This is a genomic window from Pseudoxanthomonas sp. z9 (genome assembly GCF_006542425.1).
Classification (GTDB): domain Bacteria; phylum Pseudomonadota; class Gammaproteobacteria; order Xanthomonadales; family Xanthomonadaceae; genus Pseudoxanthomonas_A.
Genome location: NZ_VFID01000007.1, coordinates 139,932 through 163,351 on the forward strand (window position 1 = coordinate 139,932; position 23,420 = coordinate 163,351).

At 67.5% G+C, this 23,420-nt stretch carries 22 protein-coding genes; 9 read left to right on the forward strand and 13 right to left on the reverse strand.

Annotated features, from left to right (window positions below):
• Nucleotides 1-125 precede the first annotated feature (125 nt).
• Together cysN and cysD are read right to left on the reverse strand one after the other, a co-directional pair.
• Entirely contained in the window at nt 126-2,108 is a 1,983-nt protein-coding gene (gene cysN / locus FG323_RS07685; protein WP_141453939.1) for a sulfate adenylyltransferase subunit CysN, read from the reverse strand.
• A 17-nt stretch (nt 2,109-2,125) separates the two neighbouring features.
• Nucleotides 2,126-3,037: a sulfate adenylyltransferase subunit CysD gene (gene cysD, locus FG323_RS07690; protein WP_141453940.1), complete on the reverse strand. Its 912-nt coding sequence runs from the start codon at nt 3,035-3,037 to the stop codon at nt 2,126-2,128.
• Between the two features lie 210 nt (nt 3,038-3,247).
• Here cysD and FG323_RS07695 point away from each other — a divergent pair, with 210 nt between their 5' ends.
• The 6 genes from FG323_RS07695 (at nt 3,248) to FG323_RS07720 (ending at nt 10,267) form a co-directional block, all read left to right on the forward strand.
• Nucleotides 3,248-5,089 carry an assimilatory sulfite reductase (NADPH) flavoprotein subunit gene (locus FG323_RS07695; protein WP_141453941.1) on the forward strand — a complete coding sequence of 614 codons (1,842 nt, stop codon included), beginning with the start codon at nt 3,248-3,250 and terminating at the stop codon, nt 5,087-5,089.
• 119 nt (nt 5,090-5,208) lie between these two features.
• Nucleotides 5,209-6,909, forward strand: coding sequence for an assimilatory sulfite reductase (NADPH) hemoprotein subunit (gene cysI / locus FG323_RS07700; protein ID WP_141453942.1), 1,701 nt, complete (start codon nt 5,209-5,211; stop codon nt 6,907-6,909).
• Nucleotides 6,906-7,628: a phosphoadenylyl-sulfate reductase gene (locus tag FG323_RS07705; RefSeq protein ID WP_141453943.1), complete on the forward strand. Its 723-nt coding sequence runs from the start codon at nt 6,906-6,908 to the stop codon at nt 7,626-7,628. The genes cysI and FG323_RS07705 overlap by 4 nt, the downstream gene beginning before the upstream one ends.
• Before the next feature lie 224 nt (nt 7,629-7,852).
• Nucleotides 7,853-9,121 (forward strand): histidine kinase, encoded by a 1,269-nt coding sequence (locus FG323_RS07710; protein WP_141453944.1) that lies wholly within the window; start codon nt 7,853-7,855, stop codon nt 9,119-9,121.
• Nucleotides 9,114-9,878: a LytTR family DNA-binding domain-containing protein gene (locus FG323_RS07715; RefSeq protein WP_141453945.1), complete on the forward strand. Its 765-nt coding sequence runs from the start codon at nt 9,114-9,116 to the stop codon at nt 9,876-9,878. Before FG323_RS07710 ends, FG323_RS07715 begins: the two co-directional genes overlap by 8 nt.
• A 32-nt stretch (nt 9,879-9,910) precedes the next feature.
• Entirely contained in the window at nt 9,911-10,267 is a 357-nt protein-coding gene (locus tag FG323_RS07720; RefSeq protein WP_141453946.1) for a hypothetical protein, read from the forward strand.
• 13 nt (nt 10,268-10,280) lie between these two features.
• Here FG323_RS07720 and FG323_RS07725 read toward each other — a convergent pair whose 3' ends face one another.
• The 3 genes from FG323_RS07725 to FG323_RS07735 form a co-directional block, all read right to left on the reverse strand.
• Entirely contained in the window at nt 10,281-10,619 is a 339-nt protein-coding gene (locus tag FG323_RS07725; RefSeq protein WP_141453947.1) for a hypothetical protein, read from the reverse strand.
• Nucleotides 10,620-10,629: 10 nt separating this feature from the next.
• Entirely contained in the window at nt 10,630-11,163 is a 534-nt protein-coding gene (locus FG323_RS07730) for a nuclear transport factor 2 family protein (protein WP_141453948.1), read from the reverse strand.
• Nucleotides 11,164-11,232: 69 nt separating this feature from the next.
• Nucleotides 11,233-12,216, reverse strand: coding sequence for a LysR family transcriptional regulator (locus FG323_RS07735; RefSeq protein WP_141453949.1), 984 nt, complete (start codon nt 12,214-12,216; stop codon nt 11,233-11,235).
• A gap of 181 nt (nt 12,217-12,397) precedes the next feature.
• Here FG323_RS07735 and cysG point away from each other — a divergent pair, with 181 nt between their 5' ends.
• The 3 genes from cysG to FG323_RS07750 all read left to right on the forward strand — a co-directional run bounded on the left by cysG (nt 12,398) and on the right by FG323_RS07750 (nt 16,100).
• A complete protein-coding gene (gene cysG / locus FG323_RS07740) occupies nt 12,398-13,843 on the forward strand; it encodes a siroheme synthase CysG (protein ID WP_141453950.1) in 1,446 nt (481 codons plus the stop codon).
• A 25-nt stretch (nt 13,844-13,868) separates the two neighbouring features.
• Nucleotides 13,869-14,828, forward strand: coding sequence for a cysteine synthase A (gene cysK, locus FG323_RS07745; protein WP_141453951.1), 960 nt, complete (start codon nt 13,869-13,871; stop codon nt 14,826-14,828).
• Between the two features lie 237 nt (nt 14,829-15,065).
• Nucleotides 15,066-16,100, forward strand: coding sequence for a proline iminopeptidase-family hydrolase (locus FG323_RS07750; protein WP_141453952.1), 1,035 nt, complete (start codon nt 15,066-15,068; stop codon nt 16,098-16,100).
• 96 nt (nt 16,101-16,196) lie between these two features.
• Here the strand turns inward: FG323_RS07750 and FG323_RS07755 are convergent, their stop codons facing one another.
• The 8 genes from FG323_RS07755 to pyk all read right to left on the reverse strand — a co-directional run bounded on the left by FG323_RS07755 (nt 16,197) and on the right by pyk (nt 23,384).
• The gene (locus FG323_RS07755) at nt 16,197-16,583 is read right to left on the reverse strand and encodes a VOC family protein (RefSeq protein ID WP_181444122.1); all 387 of its coding nucleotides are present in this window, start codon (nt 16,581-16,583) and stop codon (nt 16,197-16,199) included.
• A 150-nt stretch (nt 16,584-16,733) separates the two neighbouring features.
• Nucleotides 16,734-18,278, reverse strand: a complete 1,545-nt coding sequence (locus tag FG323_RS07760) for an MDR family MFS transporter (RefSeq protein ID WP_141453953.1) — start codon at nt 18,276-18,278, stop codon at nt 16,734-16,736.
• A 155-nt stretch (nt 18,279-18,433) separates the two neighbouring features.
• Nucleotides 18,434-19,534, reverse strand: coding sequence for an HlyD family secretion protein (locus tag FG323_RS07765; protein ID WP_181444123.1), 1,101 nt, complete (start codon nt 19,532-19,534; stop codon nt 18,434-18,436).
• A 10-nt stretch (nt 19,535-19,544) separates the two neighbouring features.
• Nucleotides 19,545-20,018: a MarR family transcriptional regulator gene (locus tag FG323_RS07770; protein ID WP_141453955.1), complete on the reverse strand. Its 474-nt coding sequence runs from the start codon at nt 20,016-20,018 to the stop codon at nt 19,545-19,547.
• A gap of 188 nt (nt 20,019-20,206) precedes the next feature.
• Complete coding sequence (locus FG323_RS07775) at nt 20,207-21,211, reverse strand: class I fructose-bisphosphate aldolase (protein WP_141453956.1); 1,005 nt, start codon at nt 21,209-21,211, stop codon at nt 20,207-20,209.
• A gap of 116 nt (nt 21,212-21,327) precedes the next feature.
• Nucleotides 21,328-21,705 carry a hypothetical protein gene (locus FG323_RS07780; protein ID WP_141453957.1) on the reverse strand — a complete coding sequence of 126 codons (378 nt, stop codon included), beginning with the start codon at nt 21,703-21,705 and terminating at the stop codon, nt 21,328-21,330.
• A complete protein-coding gene (locus FG323_RS19635) occupies nt 21,705-21,860 on the reverse strand; it encodes a hypothetical protein (protein WP_181444124.1) in 156 nt (51 codons plus the stop codon). Before FG323_RS19635 ends, FG323_RS07780 begins: the two co-directional genes overlap by 1 nt.
• A gap of 57 nt (nt 21,861-21,917) precedes the next feature.
• The gene (gene pyk / locus FG323_RS07785; RefSeq protein WP_141453958.1) at nt 21,918-23,384 is read right to left on the reverse strand and encodes a pyruvate kinase; all 1,467 of its coding nucleotides are present in this window, start codon (nt 23,382-23,384) and stop codon (nt 21,918-21,920) included.
• Nucleotides 23,385-23,420 lie beyond the last annotated feature (36 nt).

Consider the following 23,420-nt stretch of genomic DNA (forward strand, 5'->3'; position numbering starts at 1 on the left):
TCGGCTCAGCATGAAAGTACCGTAATGATCGTTATCACGTGAAGTTTACCTTCACGCCATGAACGAATATGCGTACGGAAGCGTTGACAGGGCCATGACTAACGACCCTTGTGCGGCGTGGATCGCTAGCTCAGTCCCAGTTTTTCCAGGACCCGCAGCGCCAGTTGTTCCGGGCTCTCTGCGCCGGCATCCAGCCGCAGGTCGGGATGTTCCGGCGCTTCGTACGGCGAGTCAATGCCGGTGAAGTTGGGAATCAGGCCGGCACGCGCCTTGCGGTACAACCCCTTCACGTCGCGCTCCTCCGCGAGCGCCAGCGGCACGTCCACGAAGATCTCGAGGAACTCGTCTTCACCGAACCGCTCACGCGCCATCTGCCGCTCGGCCCGGAACGGGGAAATGAAACTGACCAGCACGATCAATCCGGCGTCGGTCATCAGCCTGGCGACCTCGGCCACGCGACGGATGTTCTCCACCCGGTCCTCGGCGGTGAAGCCCAGATCCCGGTTCAGGCCATGGCGAACGTTGTCGCCGTCGAGAATGAAGCTGTGGTAGCCCAGCGCATGCAGGCGCTTGTCGACCAGGTTGGCCACGGTCGACTTGCCCGCACCGGACAGGCCGGTGAACCACAGCACCCGCGGCTGCTGGCCCTTGATGCGCGCGCGCGCCGCCTTGTCCACGTCCAGGTGCTGCCAGTGCACGTTGCCCGCGCGGCGCAGGGCGAAATCCAGCGTTCCCATCGCGACCGTGTGATTGCTCTGCCGATCGATGAGGATGAAGCCACCCAGCGCGCGGTTTTCGGCGTAGGGCGCGAATGCGATCGGTTCATCCAGGCTGAGATTGCAGTAGCCGACCTCGTTGAGTTCCAGGCGCTTGGCCGCCAGGTGCTCCTGGCTGTTGATGTCGATCCGGTGCTTGATCTCGCTGATCGAGGCGGCGACCGTGCGCGTGCCTATCTTCAGCCAATACGGACGCCCCGGCAGCAGCGCGGCGTCGTCCATCCACAGCACGTGCGCGGCGAACTGATCGGCGACCTGTGGCGGATCGCCGGCGGCGGCGATGACGTCGCCGCGGCTGATGTCGATCTCGTCGTCCAGGGTCAGGGTGATCGCTTCGCCGGCACAGGCCAGTTCGCGGTCGCCATCCGGCCCGAGCACCCGCGCGATCTTGGAGCGCCGGCCCGAGGGCAGCGCCACGATCGCGTCGCCCGGACGTACCCGCCCCGCCGCCACGGTGCCGGCGAAGCCACGGAAATTCTGGTCCGGCCGGTTGATCCACTGCACCGGCAAGCGAAACCCGCCTTCGGCACCCGTGTCGTTCACCGGCACGTTCTCCAGGTGCTGCAACAGGCTGGGACCGTCGTACCACGGCGTGCGCGCCGAACGCTCGATCAGGTTGTCGCCTTCCAGCGCCGACAGCGGCACGCACAGCACGTCGGTGATGCCCAGTTGCGCGGCCAGGGCGCGGTAGGCGGTGGCGATGCCGTCGAACACCACCGGGTCGAAGCCGACCAGATCCATCTTGTTGACCGCCAGCACCACGTGGCGGATGCCCAGCAGCGAGACGATGTAGCTGTGCCGGCGGGTCTGGGTGAGCAGGCCCTTGCGCGCGTCGACCAGCACCACGGCCAGATCCGCGGTGGACGCGCCGGTGGCCATGTTGCGGGTGTACTGCTCGTGCCCCGGGCAGTCGGCGACGATGAACTTGCGCCGCTCGGTGTCGAAGTAGCGGTAGGCCACGTCGATGGTGATGCCCTGCTCGCGCTCGGCGGCCAGGCCGTCCAGCAGCAGCGCGTAATCGATGTCGCCGCCGCGGGTGCCATGCCGGCGGCTGTCCTTCTGCAGCGCCGCCAGTTGATCATCGAACAGCCGCTTGCTGTCGTGCAGCAGGCGACCGATCAGCGTGCTCTTGCCATCGTCGACGCTGCCACAGGTGATGAAACGCAGCAGCGGCTTGGTTTCGTGCTGGCGCAGGTAGTCGGCGATGCTGGTGTTTTCGGGATTGGGGATTCGGGATTCGGGATTCGCAACGGCCGGCGCTTCCGCCAGCGGATCGCTTCCCGCTTTCCCTAATCCCGAATCCCGGTTTTCAACGGCCGGATGGCCGGTCATCCCGAATCCCGGCTTCATCAGAAGTACCCCTCCAGCTTTTTCTTTTCCATCGACGCGCCGGGATCGTGATCGATCACCCGGCCCTGGCGTTCGGAGGACGTGGCCACCAGCATCTCGGCGATGATCTTTTCCAGGGTGTCGGCCTCGGACTCGATGGCGCCGGTGAGCGGATAGCAGCCCAGGGTGCGGAAGCGCACCTTGCGCAGTTGCGGCTGTTCGCCCTCGTGCAGCGGCAGGCGTTCGTCGTCCACCAGGATCAGCGCGCCGTCGCGCTCCACCACCGGCCGCTCGGCGGCGAAGTACAGCGGCACCACCGGAATGCCCTCGCGGTAGATGTAAAGCCAGATATCCAGTTCGGTCCAGTTGGAGAGCGGGAACGCGCGCACGCTCTCGCCCTTGTGGATGCGCGCGTTGTAGAGGTTCCAGAGCTCCGGACGCTGGTTCTTGGGATCCCAGCGGTGCCGTTCGTTGCGGAAGGAGAACACGCGCTCCTTGGCACGCGACTTCTCCTCGTCGCGACGCGCACCGCCGATGGCGGCGTCGAAGCCGTATTGGTCCAGCGCCTGCTTCAGGCCCTGGGTCTTCATCACGTCGGTATGCACCGTCGCGCCGTGGCTGATCGGGCCGACGCCCTGGGCGATGCCCTCGGGGTTGATGTGGACCCGCAGATCCACGCCGGTCTCGGCCGCGCGGCGATCCCGGAACGCGATCATCTCGCGGAACTTCCAGCGCGTGTCCACGTGCAGCAGCGGGATGGGCGGGCGGGCCGGCGCGAACGCCTTGAGCAGCAGGTGCAGCAGCACCGAGCTGTCCTTGCCCACCGAATACAGCAACACCGGATTGCGGAACTCCGCGGCCACCTCCCGGAGGATGTGGATGCTCTCGGCTTCCAGGCGGTCGAGGTGGGACAGGCGGTGTTCGGCGCTCATCAAAACGGGCTGCGGTGCGTGACGGGATGCCGGCGCAAAGCGTACCAGCTACCGCCGTTGCTTCTGCCCCAGGAGGCCGACGAGCATTCCATGCCTCCCCCCGCACCGGGAAATAAGCCAGCGGGATAAGCCCATAACCAGCCGTCCTTTCTGCGTGGCGCAACGGGTTCCTAACATCGGACTCCCTCCTGCGCAAAGCGATTGCCCGCGATGACCGCTTCCACCTCCGCACTGGCGCCCAGCCCCCTGGCCGAGGAGCGCCGCGTGCTGCTGGCACGGGTGGTCGAAGGGCTGGACGCACCCACCCTGTGGTGGCTGTCCGGCTATGCCGCCGGGCTCGCCCAGGGCCAGCATGCGCCCCAACTGGCGGTGCTGCCGGGCGGCCAGGCGCAGGCGGGCCAGCGCCTGACCGTGGTCTACGGCAGCCAGACCGGCAATGCGCGGCGCGCGGCCGAGAAAATCGCCCAGGCCGTCGAGGCGGCCGGGCTGCCGGTGCGCCTGTTGCGGGCGGACGCCTATCCGACCCGCGAACTGGCCGGCGAACGCCTGCTGTACGTGGTCATCAGCACCCAGGGCGAAGGCGACCCGCCAGACGATGCCATCGGCCTGGTCGAGTTCCTGTCCGGCCGGCGCGCGCCCAAGCTGCCGGAACTGCGCTACGCGGTGCTCGGCCTTGGCGATTCCAGCTACGCCGATTTCTGCGGCATCGCCCGCCGCCTGGATGCCCGCCTGGCCGAACTGGGGGCCCAGCGCCTGTTCGAACCCGGCCTGGCCGACCTGGACATCGACACGGTGGCCGATCCCTGGCGCACCCAGGCGCTGTCGTCGGCGCGCGAACACCTGAAATCCCACCCCAGCGCCCCGCTGGCCACGGTCACCCCGCTGCGGCCGGCGCACGCGGCCTCGCCGTGGTCGCACGAAAAACCCTTCGTCGCCGAAGTGCTGCTCAACCAGAACGTCGGCGGCCGCGACTTCAAGGGCAAGGCATTCGGGCGGCATGGCGAACGCGACAAGGACGTGCGCCACCTCGAACTGTCGCTGGCCGGCAGCGGACTGCACTACGAACCGGGCGACGCGCTTGGCATCCGCCATCGCAATCCGGATTCGCTGGTGGAATCGATCCTCGAGGCCACCGCGCTGTCCGGCGATGCCGGGATCGAGCTCCAGGGCGATACGCTGCCGCTGCGCGAGTGGCTGGCCAGCCGTCGCGAACTGACCCGGCTCTCGCGCCCGTTCCTGGCCGAGCACGCCGCGCAGGCGCGGGCCGAGGATCTGAACGCGCTGCTGGCGCCGGCGCAGCAGCCCGCGCTCGCCGGCCTGCTCAACACCCATCAGGTCGTCGACGTGCTGCGACGCTGGCCGGCACGCTGGGAAGCGCATGAACTGGTCGCCGCGCTGCGTCCGCTCGCGCCACGGCTGTACTCGATCGCCTCCAGCCGCAAGCGGGTGGGCGAAGAAGTCCACTTGACCGTGGACGTGCTGGCCTACGAAGCGTTCGGTGAAACCCATGGCGGCGCGGCCAGCGGTTACCTCGCCGCGCGTGCGGAAGGCGACGCGGTGCCGGTCTATGTCGAGGCCAACGAACGCTTCCGGGTGCCCGCCGACGGCGCCCGCGACATCCTGATGATTGGTCCCGGCACCGGCATCGCGCCGTTCCGCGGCTTCGTGCAGGAGCGCGCCGAAACCGGCGCGCAGGGCCGCAACTGGCTGTTCTTCGGCGCCCGTCATTTCAACCAGGACTTCCTCTACCAGTCCGAATGGCAGGACGCGCTCCGTGACGGCTCGCTGCACCGGCTGGACCTGGCGTTCTCACGCGACCAGGCCGACAAGATCTACGTGCAGGACCGCCTGCGCGAACACGCCCGCGAGGTCCATGCCTGGCTGGAAGGCGGCGCACACCTGTACGTCTGCGGCGCCATCGGCATGGGCAAGGACGTGCACGCCACCCTGCTGGACATCCTCCGCACCCAGGGCGGCCACGACGAAGACACCGCCGCCGAATACCTGACCCGACTGCAATCGGAAGGCCGCTACTGTCGTGATGTGTATTGAAACGGGAGTAGGGAATCGGGAATGGGGAATCGTCAAAAGCGGTTCCACCAAACCGGGTCCCCCACGCTCGTATGCCGCTTCACATCGATTCCCGATTCTCCATTCCCGATTCCCGTCCAATGTCCCACTCCGTAGAAGACATCAAATCCCAAAGCCGGCGCCTGCGCGGCAGCCTGCTGGAGAGCCTGGCCGACCCGGTGACCGGGGCGCTGCGCGAGTCGGACCAGACCCTGATCAAGTACCACGGCAGTTACCAGCAGGATGATCGCGATCTGCGCGACGAGCGCCGGCGGCAGAAGCTGGAACCGGCCTACCAGTTCATGATCCGCACCCGCACGCCCGGCGGCGTGGTCACGCCGGAGCAATGGCTGAAGCTGGATGCGATCGCGACCCGCTACGCCAACCACTCGCTGCGGGTCACCACCCGCCAGGCGTTCCAGTTCCATGGCGTGATCAAGCGCGAGCTGAAGGCGACCATGCAGGCGATCAACGCGGCGCTGATCGACACCCTGGCCGCCTGCGGCGACGTCAACCGCAACGTGCTGGTCGCGGCCAATCCGCTGCTGTCCAGGGCGCACGCGCAGGTGCAGGCATGGGCGGCGAAGCTGTCCGAACACCTGCTGCCCAATACCCGCGCGTACTACGAAATCTGGCTGGACGAGGAACGCGTGGCCGGCAGCGGCGAGGAGGAGGAGCCGGTCTATGGCGCCACCTACCTGCCGCGCAAGTTCAAGATCGGGTTCGCGGTGCCGCCACTCAACGATGTCGATGTCTTCGCCAACGACCTGGGCTTCATCGCCATCCTGGAGGACGGCGAACTGGCCGGCTTCAACCTGGTGATCGGCGGCGGCATGGGCGCGACCCACGGCGACGCCGCGACGTATCCGCGCATCGGCAACGTGGTCGGCTTCCTGCCACTGGAGAAACTGCTGGACGTGGCAACGGCCGTGGTCACCACCCAGCGCGATTTCGGCAACCGCGAACTGCGCAAGCGCGCCCGCTTCAAGTACACCATCGATGATCACGGCCTGGACGTCATCGTCGGCCAGATCGAGGCCCGCTCCGGCTACACGCTCCAGCCCGCGCGCGCATGGCACTTCGACCACAACGGCGATCGCTACGGCTGGGTCGAGGGCGAGGATGGCCGCTGGCACCTGACCCTGCACTTCTTCGCCGGGCGCATCGCCGACACCGCGCAGGCCACGCACCTGACCGGCGTGCGCGAGATCGCCGGCATCCATCGCGGCGAGTTCCGGCTCACCCCCAACCAGAACCTGGTCATCGCCGGCGTTCCGGCCGGCGAACGCGAACGCATCGACGCGCTGGTGCGCGCGCACGGCCTGGACGATGGCCGCCGCGCCGGCACCGCGCTGGCGCGCGCGGCGGTCGCCTGCGTCGCCCTGCCCACCTGCGGCCTGGCCATGGCCGAGGCCGAGCGCTACCTGCCCGATTTCACCGCCCGCCTGGAACCCTTGCTGGACCGGCACGGCCTGCGCGACGCGCCCATCCTGCTGCGCATCTCCGGCTGCCCCAACGGTTGCTCGCGCCCCTATCTGGGCGAAATCGCGCTGGTCGGCAAGGCGCCGGGCCGCTACAACCTGATGCTGGGCGCGGATCACCGCGGCCAGCGCCTCAACACGCTGTACCGCGAGAACATCACCGAAGCGGAAATCCTGGAAGCGCTGGAGCCGCTGCTGGCCCGCTACGCGCAGGAGCGCGAGGCCGACGAAGGCTTCGGCGATTTCCTGCACCGCAGCGGCATCGTCGCCCTGCCGCCCTATCCCACCCATCGACAGATCGCCCTGGAACTGCACGCATGAGCGCGCCGCAACCCGCACCGCTGCCCGAATCCACCGAAGACATCTCCGCCATCAACGCGCGCCTGGAGGCGCAGCCGGCCGAAGCGCGGGTGCGCTGGGCCCTGGCCAATGGCCCGGCGCAGGCAGCGATGTCCTCCAGTTTCGGCGCTCAGGCCGCCGTGCTGCTGCACATGCTGACCCGCCAGCAGCCGGACATCCCGGTAATCCTGATCGATACCGGCTACCTGTTCCCGGAAACCTACCGCTTCGCCGACGAACTGACCGAACGGCTCAAGCTCAATCTCAAGGTGTTCCGTCCGCTGGTCAGCCGCGCCTGGATGGAAGCGCGCCACGGGCGCCTGTGGGAACAGGGGCTGGTCGGCATCGAGCAGTACAACAACCTGCGCAAGGTCGAACCGATGCGGCGCGCGCTGTCGGAACTGGATGTCGGCACCTGGTTCACCGGCCTGCGCCGCAGCCAGGCCAGCAGCCGCGCCAACGCGCCCGTCGTCGAATGGCGCGGCACCCGCCTGAAGATCAATCCGATCGCCGACTGGACCGATCGCGAGGTCTGGCAGTATCTCAAGCAGCACGATCTGCCCTACCACCCGCTCTGGGAACAGGGCTACGTCTCCATCGGCGATTTCCACACCACCACCCGCTGGGAACCCGGCATGCGCGAGGAGGACACCCGCTTTTTCGGCCTCAAGCGCGAGTGCGGACTGCACCTGGACATCTGACCGGGGGGGGCGGGCCATCGGTTGCTGACCGGCGACGCCGGCCACGCACCGTCGTGCCGATGGCAGGGATCGGCGCGAGGGCCGCCGTCGGCGTCCCCGCATGACCGGGCCCATCCGACTCTGGGCGGTCTCCATCGCCCGAATCCGGCTTCCGTCGCCCACCCCCTTCCCCACCGGCGCGGGCCGGCTATGCTCCGCGGCAATCCAACACCGACGGATCCGCCGTGTTCGCCAGCCTCTTCTTCATCATCCGCATCTTTGCCGCCTGGACCGGCGTGCTGATGCTCGCCGGCCTGATCTGGGCCGGCACCTTCAACGTCATCACCGGCAGCGACAACGCACCGGGACCGGTGTTCGCCCTGCTGGCGCTGCTGGTTGCGCTGTCGGTGGTCATCAGCACCTTCTCGCACCTGCGCCGGGTCAGCCTGGTCGCCGGCCGGCTGGATCACGACACCCTGTCCAACCGCCAGCACCGGCGCATCGAGATCCCGCTGGAGGCTGACGAGGCCTTCCTGCTGGTCGAGTCGGCGGTGCGTGAACTACCGCGCGTGGAGGAACTGGAAAGCGCCCGCGACAGCCTGCAGGTCAAGGCCAAGCTCAAGCGCATCGATCCCTACGGCAATGATCGGCCGTCGCGCTACAACGTGTTCAACTGGTTCAGCACCAAGCGCAACCAGATTCTCGCCACCGTCACGCCCGGCGCCGGCAGTTGCAGCGTATCGCTGCTGTGCGAGCCGGAAGCCAGCACCTGGAGCGATCTGCTGAAGGTGGACAACGGCACCAATCTGGAAAACGCCGAGGCCATCATCCGCGCGATCGCGCGCCGGATTGGCGAGCGCCGACGCGAGGAAAAGGCCGACACCGTGCAGACCGTCACCGAGAAGGAACTGACGGTCGCCAAACTCAACCTGCTGCAGGCGCAGGTGGAACCGCATTTCCTCTACAACACCCTGGCCAGCGCGCAGGTACTGACCCGCACCGACCCCGCCCGCGCCGATCTCATGCTCGGCCACCTCATCCAGTACCTGCGCCGCTCCCTGCCCCGCGCCGAGAACGCCATCTCCACCCTGGGCGAGGAGGCCGAACGCGCCGAAGCCTATCTGGAGATCCTGAAAATCCGCATGGGCAACCGCCTCAACACCCAGGTCGAGATTCCGGAGGCGCTGCGCGACGTCGCGATGCCCTCGATGATGCTGCAGACGCTGGTGGAGAACGCCATCAAGCACGGCCTGGAGCCCAAGCCCGGCGGCGGCACCATCTGGATCATCGCGCGCGAACAGGAAGGCCAGGTGGCGATCACCGTCGCCGACGACGGCCAGGGCTTCGGCAACCAGACCGGCGGCACCGGCATCGGCCTGAAGAACCTGCGCGAACGCCTGCGGCTGACCTACGGCGGCAATGCCTCTTTCGCCATCATCTCCAACTTCCCGCAGGGTGTCGCCGCCACCCTCAACCTGCCGTCCAAGCCGGCCGGAGCCGCCCGTCATGCCTAAGGCCGTGATCGCCGAAGACGAGGAACTGCTGCGCACCGCGCTGGCGTCGCTGCTGCGCGACACCTGGCCGCAACTGGAACTGGTCGCCGAATGCGAGGATGGCGCCTCCGCGCTGGAAGCCATCGCCGAGCACCAGCCCGACGTGGCGTTCCTGGACATCCGCATGCCGGGCCTGACCGGGCTGGAAGTCGCCACCGCGATGACCGAGGCCAGTCCCGCGACCCAGATCGTGTTCGTCACCGCCTATGACCAATACGCCATCGGCGCGTTCGAACAGGGCGCGGTGGACTACCTGCTCAAGCCGATCACCCGCGAGCGCCTGGCCACCACCGTGCAGCGCCTGCAACAGCGAAGCGGGCACCATCCCGACGCGGCCACCCTGGCGGCCCTGCTCAAGCAGCTCGGCGACCAGTTGCCCGCCGCCGGCAAACCGCCGCTGGTCTGGATCACCGCCAGCACCGGCAAGGAAACCCGGCTGATCCTGATCGACGATGTCGCCTACTTCCGAGCCGACAACAAGTACACGGTGGTGATGACCGCCGAAGGCGAGGCGCTGCTGCGCACGCCGCTGCGCGAACTGCTTGAAGCGCTGGATCCGCGGACCTTCAAGCAGATCCATCGCTCCACCATCGTCAACCTGAAGGCAGTCGCCTCGATCACCCGCGACGATGTCGGACGCGGCGTGCTCCGCCTGCGCAACCGCCCCGAAACGCTGCTGGTCAGCCAGCCCTTCATGTCCCTGTTCCGCGGCATGTGAACGCCGCGCCCCATCGTTCGTCGAGGTCCGCCATGCGCATCATCGTCACCGCCATGTCCTTCCTGCTGAGCCTGGTCGGTTGCCAGGACAAACCGTCCGTGACCTCCGTGGTGCGCAGCGAGGCCGACGGCGTGGATCTGATCCACAGCCGCAGCGTCATTCGCGCAGGCGAGGGTCTGTTCCGCTGCATGGCCAGCGCCACCGGCAAATGCCACTACGTCATCGTCGCCACCGACCCATGCCGCGCCGGCGAAAGCTGTCCGCCGCGCAAGTTGCAGGCATTCGTCCTGGACGTCGGCGGCGAAAGCCGCATCGACGACCTGCCGCGCGGGGCACGGACCTGCGTGGATCGCGAACGCGAACCCGATGCGGCGACCTGCCTGGACTAGCGGCGCGCGCCGCTCAATGCACGTGGCGGATTACCGTCTTGCCGCCGCAGCCGATGCACTTGCGATAGACCTCGCCGCGCCGGTTCAGGCGTGGCCGCGACATCAGGCCGCCGCAACCGCAGCGGCGTTCCCGGCCCAGCGCCCAGCGGTACAGCCGCCAGCTGGAATGCAATGCCCAGGCGGTGCCCAGCACGATCGCCGCCAGGAACGACAGCGAAGCGGTGCGCCCGCTGCTGAAACCGCTGAATGTGGCCTGGGTGCGGGCCACCGTTTCGGCCACGACGAAACCACCCGCGGCGATCACCACCGCCGGCGCGTACATGCGCAGCACCATCCGGGAGATCATCTTCATCGCGCGTCCCTCAGGGAACCAGTGGCCGGTGGCCGTAGCTGAGCACGCGGGAAAGCTTCCACTGCCCGCCTTCGAGTTTCCAGACCTGGCTGAAACCTGCCATCCCGACGGCCTTCTCGGGGCCATCGCCCTTGCGTTCGTGAAACCGGTGCTCGCCGATTTCCATCGCGCCGTAGCCGGGAATCGGATCCACCTGCAACGAGGATTCGATCAGTTCCCGGCGCGAACGCCACGCATCCGGCGCCTTCCAGGCCGCGCAATTCTTCTCGATGACGGCGATGAAGTCGGCAGCCGAGCGCGACACCACGCCGCCCTTGTCGTGATAGAACTCCAGGTCGTCGGCCAGCATCGGCTTCAGCGCCTCGATGTCGCAGGTTTCGAAGGTGATCGCGAACAGGGCGAGATCCTGTTCGCGGATGATCCGCTTCAGTTCCTCCGGTGCGGGCAAGGTCACCGGGCCGGCGGCCGGTTCGGCGGAAAGGGCGGGCAGGCCGAACGCCAGGAGGATTGCCGGAAGGATGGCCGGAAGGATCGCGATGCGCATGTCGATGTCCTTTTCGAATCAGTGCGGGAGTATGCGATCCCGCCACCGGCGCCGGTAGTCCCGCCGTCGTCAGGTGGTGATGGTCTGGGTCAGGGATTCCCAGGTGGGCGGCGTCGGCCAGTCGGCGACCTGGTTGCCGTCCAGAACCCGCCGCAGATCGCGCCGGTCCACCTGGGGCGCGAGGGCATGCACCAGCTCCAGCGCGTAGTCGCGCAGCACGCGCTCGCGCGGCAGCACCGCCCAGGCCACGCATTCCTTGATCTCCGGCGGCGCCGGCCAGGCGCGCAGGTCGGTGTCGCCACTGCCGATCGCCATTTCCGCCAGCAGGCCGACACCGAGGCCGGCGCGCACGTAGGTCTTGATGAGATCCGCATCCAGCGCGGTCACGGCGATGGTCGGCTCCAGCCCCACGCTGGCGAACGCGCGCTGCAGCGAGGAACCCGGCCGGGTCGAGGAGTCATAGCTGACCAGCGGCAGGTCGACCAGCTCGCGGATGCTCGGCGCGGCACCATCGCGATCCAGCGCGTGGCCGCGCGGCACCAGCACCAGCCGGCGCCAGCGGTACAGCGGCACCGCGATGCCGCCCTGCGGCTCGTCGCCGGCGGTGCTGATCACCGCGATGTCGGCGTCGCCCTGGCTCAGCAGATCCAGCGCGGTGCTCTCGGCGGCGTGCTGCAGGTGCACGCTGACCTGCGGGTAGGCCCGCTTGATCCGGGCGACGGCCGGCGGCAGTACGAAGCGCGCCTGGGTATGGGTGGTGGCCAGGATCAGCTGGCCCTGGCTCTCGCGACGCTGGTTGGCCGCGTAGGTGCGGATGTTGTTGGCTTCGGCCAACACCGCGCGCGCGCGCTCGATGACTTCCTCGCCCGCCGGGGTCACCGATTCCAGGCTGCGTCCCTTGCGCACGAACAGCAGGAAGCCCAGTTCGTCCTCCAGTTGCTTGAGCTGCTTGGACAGGCCCGGCTGGGTGGCATGCACGCGGGCCGCCGCCAGCGTGATGTTGAGGTCGGCATCGGCGATCGCCACCAGGTAGCGAAGTTGGGTCAGCGTCATCGGAATCCGTCTCGGAAGCGCCGCGGCGGGCGGCGCAGGGGGAGCGAGGACTGTAGAGGATTTTCCCGGACCGTAACGCCGGTGGCTTATAACCGCAAGGCATGTCCGATCCGGCGCAAGTTATTTCCTTGTGCCGCTGTGCCAAAGCTACGGTCATGAGCCTCGAACCAGATGCTCCGCCGTGGCCACCCTGTTCCCTCTTTTCGTCGATCTGCATGACCGTCTGGTGCTGGTGGTGGGGGGCGGCGAGGTCGCCGAGCGCAAGGTGCAGGCGTTGCGCGAAGCCGGCGCCCGCATCCACGTGCAGGCACCCGCGCTGACCCCGGCCCTGCAGTTGCTGGCCGACACCGGCCTGATCGGCTGGGATCCCGGCACGTTCCGCGCCGGGGCACTCGACGGCGTCTGGCTGGTCATCGCCGCCACCGACGACGCGACGGTCAACCGCGCCGTCGCCGATGCCGCCAGCCGCCGCCGGGTGTTCGCCAACGTGGTCGACGACGCGGTGCTGTCCAGCTTCCACGTGCCGGCCGTGGTCCGCCGCGGCGATCTGCAGGTCGCGGTGTCCAGCGGGGGCGGCGCGCCGATGGTGGCCCGCCACCTGCGCCGCCAGTTGGAAACCTGGCTGGATGATTCCTGGGGCGCGCTGACCGCGCTGCTGGCGCGCGAACGCGGCCGCATCCGCGCGCGCTTCCCGGAAACCGGCGCGCGTCGCCGTTTCTTCGAACGCCTGTTGGCAGGCCCGTTGCCGCGGCTGCTGCGGCAGCGGCGGACGGAGCAGGCCGAACGCGCGCTAGCCGACGCCCTGGCGGCGCCTGTTTCGCCGCCGCGGGGTTCGGTGGTCCTGGTCGGCGCGGGTCCGGGCGATCCCGGCCTGCTGACCCTCAACGGCCTGCGCGCGCTCAACGAGGCCGACGTGATCCTGCACGACCGCCTGGTCAGCGATGAAGTGCTGCAGCTGGCACGCCGCGACGCCCTGCGGGTGGAGGTCGGCAAATCGGCGCAGGGCCACAGCGTGCGCCAGGAAAGCATCCATGCGTTGATGCTCGAACATGCACTGGCCGGCCGCCGGGTGGTGCGGCTGAAGGGTGGCGACCCGTTCGTGTTCGGCCGCGGCGGCGAGGAACTGGAGTTCCTGCGCGGGCACCGGATTCCCTACGAGGTCGTCCCGGGCATCACCGCGGCGGTGGCCTGCGCGGCCTACGCCGGCGTCCCGCTCACCCACCGGGACCACGCCCAGTCGGTGCGGCTGGTGACCGCCCACTGCCGGGACTCGCTGGATACCCTCGACTGGGCCGCGCTGGCGCGGGGCCGGCAGACCCTGGCGTTCTACATGGGCGTGGCCGGGCTGGAAACCGTGCAGGCGCGACTTTCCGCCGAAGGGTGTCCGGACCGGACGCCATTCGCGTTGATTGAAAGTGGGTCGCGTGCCGAACAGCGCGTGATCACCGGCCGCCTGGACGGGCTGGCGCGGACCGCACGCCATCACCAGGTGCGGTCACCCGCCCTGCTCGTCCTCGGCGAGGTCGCCGGCCTGGCCGATGCCCTGCACTGGTTCGGACCCGCGCCGTTGGCCGCGCCACCACATCCCGATGACCTGGCGACGGCCACACTCCCGCACGCCGCCTGACTTCCCTTCTCCAGGAGATTCCCTCATGCCCATCCATGACAGCATCCTCGACACCATCGGCCGCACGCCGGTGGTCAAACTCCACCGCGTCGCGCCTTCGCACGTCGAGCTGTACGCCAAGGTGGAGTCGTTCAATCCCGGCGGTTCGGTCAAGGATCGCCTGGCGCTGGCGATCGTCCTGGATGCCGAGGCCAAGGGCCTGCTCAAACCGGGCGACACGATCGTCGAAGCCACCTCCGGCAACACCGGCGTGGCATTGGCGATGGTCGCCGCCGCACGCGGCTACAAGTTCGTCGCCACGATGGCCGAGACCTTCTCCATCGAGCGCCGCAAGCTGATGCGCGCCTATGGCGCCAAGGTCATCCTGACCCCCGCCGCCGAACGCGGCAGCGGCATGGTGCGCCGGGCCGAGGAACTGGCGAAGAAGCACGGCTGGTTCCTCGCCCGCCAGTTCGCCAATCCGGCCAATCCCGCCTACCACCGCCAGACCACCGCGGCGGAAATCCTGCGCGATTTCGCTGGCCGCCGGCTGGATCATTTCGTCACCGGCTGGGGCACCGGCGGCACCCTCACCGGCGTGGGCGAAGTGTTGCGGGTGGCCCGTCCGGAAGTGCGCATCACCGCCTCCGAGCCGGCCGGCGCGTCGCTGCTGCAGGGCAAGGAATGGGCACCGCACAAGATCCAGGGCTGGACCCCGGATTTCGTGCCTGAAGTGCTCAACCGCGAAGTGTTCGACGAACTGCTGACGGTGGACGATGCCAGCGCCATCGCCACCTCGCGGCGGCTGGCCGCCGAGGAAGGCATCTTCGTTGGCATCTCCGCCGGCGCCACCGTCGCCGCCGCCTTGCAGGTGGCGGAAAAGGCCAGCGAAGGTTCGGTCATCCTGGCGGTGCTGCCGGATACCGGCGAACGCTACTTCTCCACCCCGCTGTTCGAGGGCGTCAACGAAGGCTCCGACGACGAGTGGCTGGCTTCGCTGGGCTGAGCCGGCGTTGAGGCGGCGGCGATCCGGGCACGGATCGTCGCCGGTGCGTGTCCCGGTACGTCTCGTATCCACGTCCGTGACGTCGTCGACGCCGAACGGCGTCCCATGCAGGCATCCGTCGCGAACGACGGCACATGCCAGGCTCCCGTCCCGGCCGATACCGTTACGACGCCGCCGGTTGCGGCGGATTCGGGCGCGTTGCTAGGCTCGGCATGGTCCATCGCCCTGGAGTCCGCCATGAAGCTGGCCGGTTCGCTGCTGCTGTCGTCGCTGCTCCTCTTCTCCGGCATCGCGGCTGCCGCGCAGTCCTCGCCGCCAACGCCACCGGCAAGCTACTTCGACAACACCGGCCGCGACGACGTGCTGTCCGGCGGTGCGCGCATGATTCCGATCCATACACCCGCCGGCGACTTCAAGGTCTGGACCAAGCGGGTCGGCAACAATCCGGGCATCAAGCTGCTCCTGCTGCATGGCGGTCCAGGCGCCACCCACGAGTACTTCGAGGCCTTCGACAGCTTCCTGCCGGCCGCCGGCATCGAGTACTACTACTACGACCAGCTCGGTTCGGCCTATAGCGATCAACCCGATGACCCGCGCCTGCTGGACACCGCGCGTTTCGTCGAGGAAGTGGAGCAGGTCCGCCAGGCGCTCAAGCTGGACGGGAGCAACTTCTATCTGCTCGGGCATTCCTGGGGTGGCATCCTGGCGATGGAATACGCCCTCAAGTATCCGCAGCATCTCAAGGGCCTGATCATCTCCAACATGATGTCCAGCATTCCCGCGTACAACGACTACGCGCACAAGGTGCTGGAACCGAAGATGGATCCCGCCGCACTGGCCGAGATCAAGCAACTGGAGAAGGACAAGCGCTTCGACGATCCACGCTACATGGAACTGCTGCTGCCGCACTACGAAGCGCACGTCCTGCGCATGCCGGCCGCGCAGTGGCCGGAACCGGTCAACCGCTCATTCGCCCACATCAACAAGAAGGTCTACGTACCGATGCAGGGTCCGAGCGAACTGGGTGCCAGCGGCATCCTCGCCGACTGGGACCGGACCGCCGACCTGGGGAAGATCCCCGTACCCACCCTCGTCATCGGCGCCCGCCACGACACCATGGACCCGGCCTACATGGAGATGATGAGCAAACGCCTGCCGAAAGGCCGCTACCTGTTCTGCCCGGAAGGCAGCCACATGGCGATGTACGACGACCAGGGCACCTATGTGAACGGGCTGATCGATTTCCTGCGCGATACCGACGCGGGCCGTTGATCCGAAACGTCTTTTTGTAGGAGCGACGTGAGTCGCGACCTCGTCCAATGCAGGCGTGCGGTCGCGACTCACGTCGCTCCTACAAAAGCGGGGCAGTCAATCCTCGTACAACTCCAGCGGCAAATCGTCCGGATCCGCGAAGAAGGTGAACCGCCGTTCGGTGAACTCGTCCACCCGGATCGGTTCCACCGCCACGCCATGCGCTTGCAGATGGGCGACGGCGGCATCCAGGTCCGATACCCGCAGCGCCAGGTGGCGCAGGCCGCAGGCCTCGGGGCGCGAGGCCCGCGCTGGCGGCGAGGGAAACGAAAACAATTCGATCTGGGTGCGTTCGTCCACCCGCAGGTCCAGCTTCCAGGAGTCGCGCGCCTCGCGGTAGTGTTCCGCGATCACGTCCAGTCCCAGCACCTCGACATAGAAACGCCGCGAACGCGCATAGTCCGAGGCGATGATGGCGACATGGTGGATGCCGAGCAGTTTCATGGATATCATTCTATCCCTGCATCCTGTAGGAGCGGCATGAGTCGCGACCGCTCGCCGCAATCGCGATGTGGGAGCGATGCAAGTCGCGACCTCGTCCAATGGCAGCATGCGGTCGCGACTCACGTCGCTCCTACAATGAGGTGATGCCCGCTAATGTGCCGCCGCCGCATCCGCGCCCGCGGATCCGCCTGTCGGATGCTTGCCGCTCTGCATCAGCAGCACCAGCGGCATGGACACCAGGGTCAGCAGCATCATCAGCTTGAAGTCATTGAGATAGCCGATCGCCGCGGATTGCCGCATCACCTCGGCGTTGAGCAGCGCCGCGCCGGTGACGGTGTCCGGATTCCACATCGGCGGCAACAGGGTGGTCTCGGCGCCGAACGCCGGAATCCGTGCGCCGATCTCGGCGTGGTTGATCTGTCCGGCGCGCGAGAGCAGCGTCATCACCACCGAGATGCCCACCGACGAACCGATGTTGCGGACCAGGCTGAACAAGCCGGCCGCCTCGGTGCGCTGGTGCGGTTCCAGCGTCGCGTAGGCGACCGTGGAAATCGGCACGAACACCAGTCCCAGACCCAGACCCTGGATCACGCCGAGCCAGACGATCGACGACATCGACGCGGTCGGACCGAACTGGGTCATCCCGTACAACGACATCACCATCAGGCCCATGCCGACCAGGATCGGACCGCGCGCGTCCACCCGCCCCAGCAGGCGTCCGACCACCATCATGCTCAGCATGGTGCCGACGCCCCGTGGCGCCAGCACCAGGCCGATGGTCAGCACCGGGTAGTTCATCAGCGTGCTCAGGTACGGCGGCAACAGCGCAAGCGTGGCGAACAGCACGATGCCGACGATGAAGATCAGCGCGCAGCCGACCGCGAAGTTGGCATTCTTCAGCAGGCCGAGATCCAGCAGCGAATGTTCGCGATGGCGCCACCACCACAAGGCATAGGTATACAACGCGAGGAACGCAAGCGCCGCCTCGATCTGGATTTCCAGGCTGCCGAACCAGTCCTCGCCCTGCCCGCGATCCAGGAACAGCTGCAGCGCACCGATGCCCAGTGCCAGCAGCCCCAGGCCGATGCCATCCAGCGGGCGCTCGTGCGGCTGATCCTTCTTCACGCTGGCCAGGATGCCGATGAGCGCGAGGATGCCGATCGGCAGGTTGATCAGGAATACCCAGTGCCAGCTGTAGTTCTGGGTCAGGAAGCCACCCAGCGGCGGACCGAGGATGGGGCCGACCATGATGCCCATGCCCCACATCGCCATCGCCGCCCCATGCTTTTCCTTGGGGAAGGCATCCAGCAGCAGCGACTGCGAAATCGGTACCAGCGAGGCGCCGAACACGCCTTGCAGCACCCGGTAGAACACCATTTCACCGATGCCGGTGGCGATGCCGCACAACAGCGAGGCGACGGTGAATCCGCCCACCGCGATGATCAGCAGGCGCCGGCGTCCCAACCGCCCGGCCAACCAGCCGGTGACGGGAGTCAGGATCGCGGCAGCCACGATGTAGCTGGTCAGCACCCATGAGACCTGGTCCTGGGTGGCCGAGAGCGAACCCTGCATGTCCGGCAGCGCGACATTGGCGATGGTGGTGTCCAGCGCCTGCATCAGCGTCGCCAGCATCACCGACACCACCAGCAGGGTGCGGTTGCCGTTCGCGTTGTCGTTCTTCAATCGGCTGATCATGGCGTCATCGGCCTGGCACGGGGCAGCGCGCGCACGCGCCGCGCCACGGAGAATCAGAGGTCATCCCGGAGCGCCGCGGAACCCTTCGCGACTCCACCACAGCGCCGCTATGCGGTCCGCAGACGCCCGGAATGACGGTAACAAGACAAATCGTTTCAGCGCGCCGCCGTGGCCTTGCCGGCATGGCCGCCGCCGTCGGGATCGCGCAGGTCGACCTCCACGTCGGCGCTCATGCCGGCGCGCAGTTGCGGGGCGTCCTTGCGATCGGCGCCGTCGATTTCGAGGCGCACCGGAATGCGCTGCACGATCTTGACCCAGTTGCCGGTGGCGTTCTGCGGCGGCAGCACGCTGAACTCGGCGCCGGACGCCGGCGCGATCGAGGCAACATGTGCCTTCCACTTCACGCCCGGATAGGTATCCACCTCGACGGTCGCCGGCTGGCCCACGTGCATCCGGGTCAATTCGGTTTCCTTGAAGTTGGCTTCCACCCAGATCGGGTTGGTGGCGACCAGCGGCATCGCGGTCTGGCCGACATTGATGTATTCACCCACCTGCAGGTCGTGCAGGCCGATGATGCCGTCGACCGGTGCGCGCACCTCGGCGTGTGCCAGATCCAGTTTGGCCTTGGCCAGCATCGCCATCGCACCGCGGTAGCCCGGCAGGTCCTGCAGCGGGGTATGCGAATCGCCGCTCAGCGCCGCGTTGGCTTCGGATTCGGATGCGATGGCGTCGGCCAGATCGGTCTTCGCTTCCGCCACCGCGTGGCGCGCATCGTCGAGCATCTTGCGCGAAACCAGCTGCTGGCCGGCGAGTTGCTGCATGCGCGCGAGGTCGCGCTGCGCCCAGGCCAGGGTTTCACGCTTGGCCACCACCGAGGTGCCGGCACCAGTCACCTTGGCGCGGCTCGCGCTGGTGGTGTTGGCGACATAGGCCAGGGTCGCCTCGTTCTGCGCCAGCGCGATCTGCAGCGGTTCGGGGTCGATGCGGAACAGCAGGTCGCCCTTCTTCACCGCCTGGTTCTGGCTGACCGCCACTTCCACCACCCGGCCGCCGACCTGCGGCGCGATGAGGATGCGTTCGGCCTTGATGTAGGCGTTGTCGGTGCCAACCTGGCGGTTGGACACCACCCATTCCCAGGCAAAGAAACCGATGACCGCCGCCGGGGCGGCGATCCATAGCCAGACCGGCACGCGCCGGCGCCTGGGAGATGCGGGAGTGGCCGCCTGTTCGGCGGCGGCATTGATCTTGGTGGTCATGGTGGTGGGGTCAGGACTTGCGCAGGGAGGACTCGCCGCGGCTGGCGCGGTCGAGCTGGGAAAGGGTTTCGCGGATCTGGGACAACACCTGCAGGGTGGTCTGCAGTTCATCGGGCGCGACTTCGGCCAGACTGTCCTCACGCAGGCCGGTGGCCACGTCCTCGATCCGATCCATCAGTTCGTTCGACTGCGGCGACAAGTGCAGCCGCCAGCAACGGCGATCGTTGGGATCGTTGCGGCGCTCGACGAAGCCGGCCTTCTGCAGCCGGTCGACCACCCGGCCGACCGCGATCGGCTCCATGTCCATCACGTCGGCCAGCGCCGCCTGGGTCAGGCCTTCGTTCTGGTGGATGCGCTTGAGCGCGCGCCACTGCACCCGGGTCAGGCCCAGATGCGCGGCACGCCGATCGAACACCCGCCCATACAGACGGCTGAGGTCGGCAATCAGGTAGCCGAGGGAAGCGGGATTACAGGACTCGCTCATGGCTGCCTATGATATAGCTGCCTAGGCAACAATATAGAGGGATGGCAGTTTTCTTGAACGGGCGTTCAGTTTGGAGCGCCCTCGCCGTCCGGCGATAGCCGGGGAGGGAAAAGCAAAACGCCGGCTCGTGGCCGGCGTTTTGGACTTTCTGGACTCTCGTTTCGCCGAACAAGCTCGGCGCTACGGGCTCAGCCTTCCCACTTGCCGAGCGCGGCCAGGCCGTTGTCCTTGGCGCGGGCATAGACCGTGGACTGGGCCTTGGCGAAATTGCCCTTCAGGTCCTCGGACCACAGTTTCAGCGCGGCCTGCTGCATGGCGCGGCCATAGGAGAACGACAGCGGCCACGGCAGCGAACCGAGGCGGTTCATCGCGTCCAGGTGCGCGGTGGCGTCCTCGTCGCTCTGGCCACCGGACAGGAACACGATGCCCGGCAGGATCGCCGGCACGGTGCTCTTCAGGCACATCACGGTGGATTCGGCCACTTCCTCGACGTCGGCCTGGTCCGGGCAGTCCTTGCCGGGCACGACCATCGAGGCCTTCAGGATGGTGCCTTCCAGCAGCACGTTGTGCTCATACAGGGCGGCGAACAGCGAACGCAGCACCGCTTCGGTCACTTCGTAACAGGTCTGGATGTCGTGCTCGCCATCCATCAGCACTTCCGGCTCCACCATCGGCACCAGTCCGGCTTCCTGGCACAGCGCGGCATAGCGGGCCAGCGCGTGCGCGTTCGCTTCGATGCAGGTGCCGGTCGGGATGTCCTCGCCGATGTTGATCACCGCGCGCCACTTGGCGAAGCGGGCGCCCAGCGCGTAGTACTCCTTCAGGCGATCACGCAGGCCGTCCAGGCCCTCGGTCACCACTTCGCCGGGGCAACCGGCCAGCGGGTGGGTGCCCTTGTCGACCTTGATGCCCGGGATGATGCCGTGCTGGGCCATGTACTTGGCGAACGGCACGCCGTCCTTGGTGGACTGGCGAATGGTCTCGTCGTACAGGATGGCGCCGGAAATGTAGTCGCTCAGCTTGGGCGTGGTGAGCAGCAGTTCGCGATAGGCGCGGCGGTTTTCCTCGGTGTTCTCGATGCCCACCCCGGCGAAGCGCTTGGCGATGGTGCTGGTGGATTCGTCGATCGCGATGATGCCCTTGCCCGCGGCCACCATGGCCTGGGCGGTTTCGGCAAGCTGTTCGATGCTCATGTGGGTCCTGGAGGAGCGGCGGGAAAGATACCAATTATAGCCCAATCACGGGAACAGCTTTGGGCCACCGGAATTTGCAAACGGTTACAAGCATGGCGTAACAACGGAGTGACGATTCAGTCCGGAGCGGACTCCTCGGCTTCCAGTCGGCCATAACGCCAGCGGTGCACGAGTCGGGCCAGACCCGGGCCCTGAAGCAGGAAAACGCCGGCCAGCATCGCTTCGATCAACAGCGTCAGGATCCGTATCGCCAAGGGTTCGGTCGCGCCGTCCAGTTGCAAATAGCCAACGGTCGAACGCGACAGCATGACCCATTGGATCAACAGCGGCGCCACATTGCGCAGCACCTGGAACAGGAAATAGGCGCCGATGATCGAGAACGCCAGTCCCAGCCAGGTGCGCGCCTCGATCCGACTCTCGAACACGGGCTCCTGCGGCCGCGCCAGCGCCAGGCGCGCCAGCTTGTCGGCAAACAGCCAGGCCAGGCCCAGCATCAGTGCCGGCAGCAGAATCGCCGCCAGGCCTCGTATGTGCCATCGCGCATGGCAATCATCAGGCCGGGAATCATCAGCAGCAGGGACGCGGAGAACCACACCACGACGGCACGAATCGCGACGCACAGCAGCGTATAGGCATTGGTCCTGGTCATGAACTCCGCTTCCATTCTCCGGGCGGGAACGTGCAGCCTCGCCCGAAGGGAAGGCAATTACAACTCGCCCAGGCCCTCGGCCTGACCCTGCATGCCGATCTGCAGCAGGCGCAGGGTGTTGGTGGCGCCGTGCTTTTCCATGTGGTCGCCGCTGGTGAAGATGATGCGGTCGCCTTCGGACAGCAGCGTGCGGTCGTACAGGCAGCGCATCGCCTCGCGCGCGGCCTCGCGTGGCGCCAGGCCGCGGCTGTCGAACGCGATCGGGAACACGTCGCGCATCATCGCCATCCGCCGGCGCGCGCCATCGTGGCGCGAGAAGGCATAGACCGGCGCGCGCGCGCGGAACCGCGACAGGTAACGGGCGGTGCCGCCGGATTCGGTCATCGCGACGATCGCGCGCACGCCGATGTGCTCGGTCAGGAACATCGCCGCCATCGCGATGGCCTGGTCGGCGCGCGCCAGATCGCGTGGCGCCTTCTCGAAATCGGTATCGGTCTCGAACTGCTTTTCCGCACCCAGGCAGATGCGCGCCATCGCCTCGACCGCCTTGACCGGATAGCTGCCGGCCGCGGTTTCCGCCGACAGCATCACCGCGTCGGTGCCGTCGATGACCGCGTTGGCCACGTCCAGTACTTCGGCCCGGGTGGGAATCGGGTTGTCCACCATCGACTGCAACATCTGGGTGGCGGTGATCACCACGCGATTGCGGGCCAGCGACTCGCGGATGATCTTCTTCTGCAGGCCGGGCAGCTCGGCGTCGCCGATCTCCACGCCCAGGTCGCCACGCGCGACCATCACCACATCGCTTGCCTCGACGATCTCGGCCAGGTTCTCGATCGCCTCGGTGCGCTCGATCTTGGACACCAGCGCGGCATCGCTGCCATGCTCGCGGGCGATGCGGCGCGCTTCGTTCATGTCTTCGGCGTTGCGGCAGAACGACACCGCGATGAAGTCGACGCCAATCTCGGCGACGATTGCAATCAGTTCCTTGTCGCGCTCGGTCAGCGCGCCCAGCGACAGGCCGCCGCCGAGCTTGTTCAGGCCCTTGCGATCGGACAGCACGCCGTCGTTGAGCACGGTGGTGATAATGCGCTCGCCTTCCACCTGCTCCACCCGCAGCTGCATCAGGCCGTCATCGAGCAGCAGGGTGTCGCCGTGGGTCACGTCTCCGGGCAGCCCCAGGTAACTCACGCCCACCTGCGAGACATCACCGGCCGGCGCACCGGCATTGGCGACCAGATCGAAACGCGCGCCGGCCTTGAGCACGACCTTGCCTTCGGCGAAACGCTCGATGCGGATCTTCGGGCCCGGCAGGTCGGCGAGGATGCCGACTTCGGCACCCGCACGTTGCGCGGCGGCGCGAACCGCGGCGGCGCGCTTGGCCTGGCCGGAAGGATCCCCGTGGGAGAAATTCAGGCGGACCACGTTGACGCCGGCACGGAACAGCTCGTCAAGCACGCCCGGCGGGTCGGTGGCCGGTCCGAGGGTGGCGAGGATCTTGGTGCGGCGCTGGCGTTCGATCATTGGTGCGTTTCCCTGAATTGGCGCAAACGCTACCAC

Coding starts and splice junctions, on each gene's coding strand:
- FG323_RS07695 (WP_141453941.1), top strand. CDS start 3,248: ATGACCGCTTCCACCTCCGCACTGGCGCCCAGCCCCCTGGCCGAGGAG.
- FG323_RS07720 (WP_141453946.1), top strand. CDS start 9,911: ATGCGCATCATCGTCACCGCCATGTCCTTCCTGCTGAGCCTGGTCGGT.
- FG323_RS07750 (WP_141453952.1), top strand. CDS start 15,066: ATGAAGCTGGCCGGTTCGCTGCTGCTGTCGTCGCTGCTCCTCTTCTCC.
- FG323_RS07765 (WP_181444123.1), bottom strand. CDS start 19,534: ATGACCACCAAGATCAATGCCGCCGCCGAACAGGCGGCCACTCCCGCA.
- cysD (WP_141453940.1), bottom strand. CDS start 3,037: ATGAGCGCCGAACACCGCCTGTCCCACCTCGACCGCCTGGAAGCCGAG.
- cysN (WP_141453939.1), bottom strand. CDS start 2,108: ATGACCGGCCATCCGGCCGTTGAAAACCGGGATTCGGGATTAGGGAAA.
- FG323_RS07770 (WP_141453955.1), bottom strand. CDS start 20,018: ATGAGCGAGTCCTGTAATCCCGCTTCCCTCGGCTACCTGATTGCCGAC.
- cysI (WP_141453942.1), top strand. CDS start 5,209: ATGTCCCACTCCGTAGAAGACATCAAATCCCAAAGCCGGCGCCTGCGC.
- FG323_RS07755 (WP_181444122.1), bottom strand. CDS start 16,583: ATGAAACTGCTCGGCATCCACCATGTCGCCATCATCGCCTCGGACTAT.
- FG323_RS07780 (WP_141453957.1), bottom strand. CDS start 21,705: ATGCTGGGCCTGGCCTGGCTGTTTGCCGACAAGCTGGCGCGCCTGGCG.
- cysK (WP_141453951.1), top strand. CDS start 13,869: ATGCCCATCCATGACAGCATCCTCGACACCATCGGCCGCACGCCGGTG.
- FG323_RS07760 (WP_141453953.1), bottom strand. CDS start 18,278: ATGATCAGCCGATTGAAGAACGACAACGCGAACGGCAACCGCACCCTG.
- FG323_RS07775 (WP_141453956.1), bottom strand. CDS start 21,211: ATGAGCATCGAACAGCTTGCCGAAACCGCCCAGGCCATGGTGGCCGCG.
- FG323_RS19635 (WP_181444124.1), bottom strand. CDS start 21,860: ATGACCAGGACCAATGCCTATACGCTGCTGTGCGTCGCGATTCGTGCC.
- FG323_RS07735 (WP_141453949.1), bottom strand. CDS start 12,216: ATGACGCTGACCCAACTTCGCTACCTGGTGGCGATCGCCGATGCCGAC.
- FG323_RS07705 (WP_141453943.1), top strand. CDS start 6,906: ATGAGCGCGCCGCAACCCGCACCGCTGCCCGAATCCACCGAAGACATC.
- FG323_RS07725 (WP_141453947.1), bottom strand. CDS start 10,619: ATGAAGATGATCTCCCGGATGGTGCTGCGCATGTACGCGCCGGCGGTG.
- FG323_RS07730 (WP_141453948.1), bottom strand. CDS start 11,163: ATGCGCATCGCGATCCTTCCGGCCATCCTTCCGGCAATCCTCCTGGCG.
- pyk (WP_141453958.1), bottom strand. CDS start 23,384: ATGATCGAACGCCAGCGCCGCACCAAGATCCTCGCCACCCTCGGACCG.
- FG323_RS07715 (WP_141453945.1), top strand. CDS start 9,114: ATGCCTAAGGCCGTGATCGCCGAAGACGAGGAACTGCTGCGCACCGCG.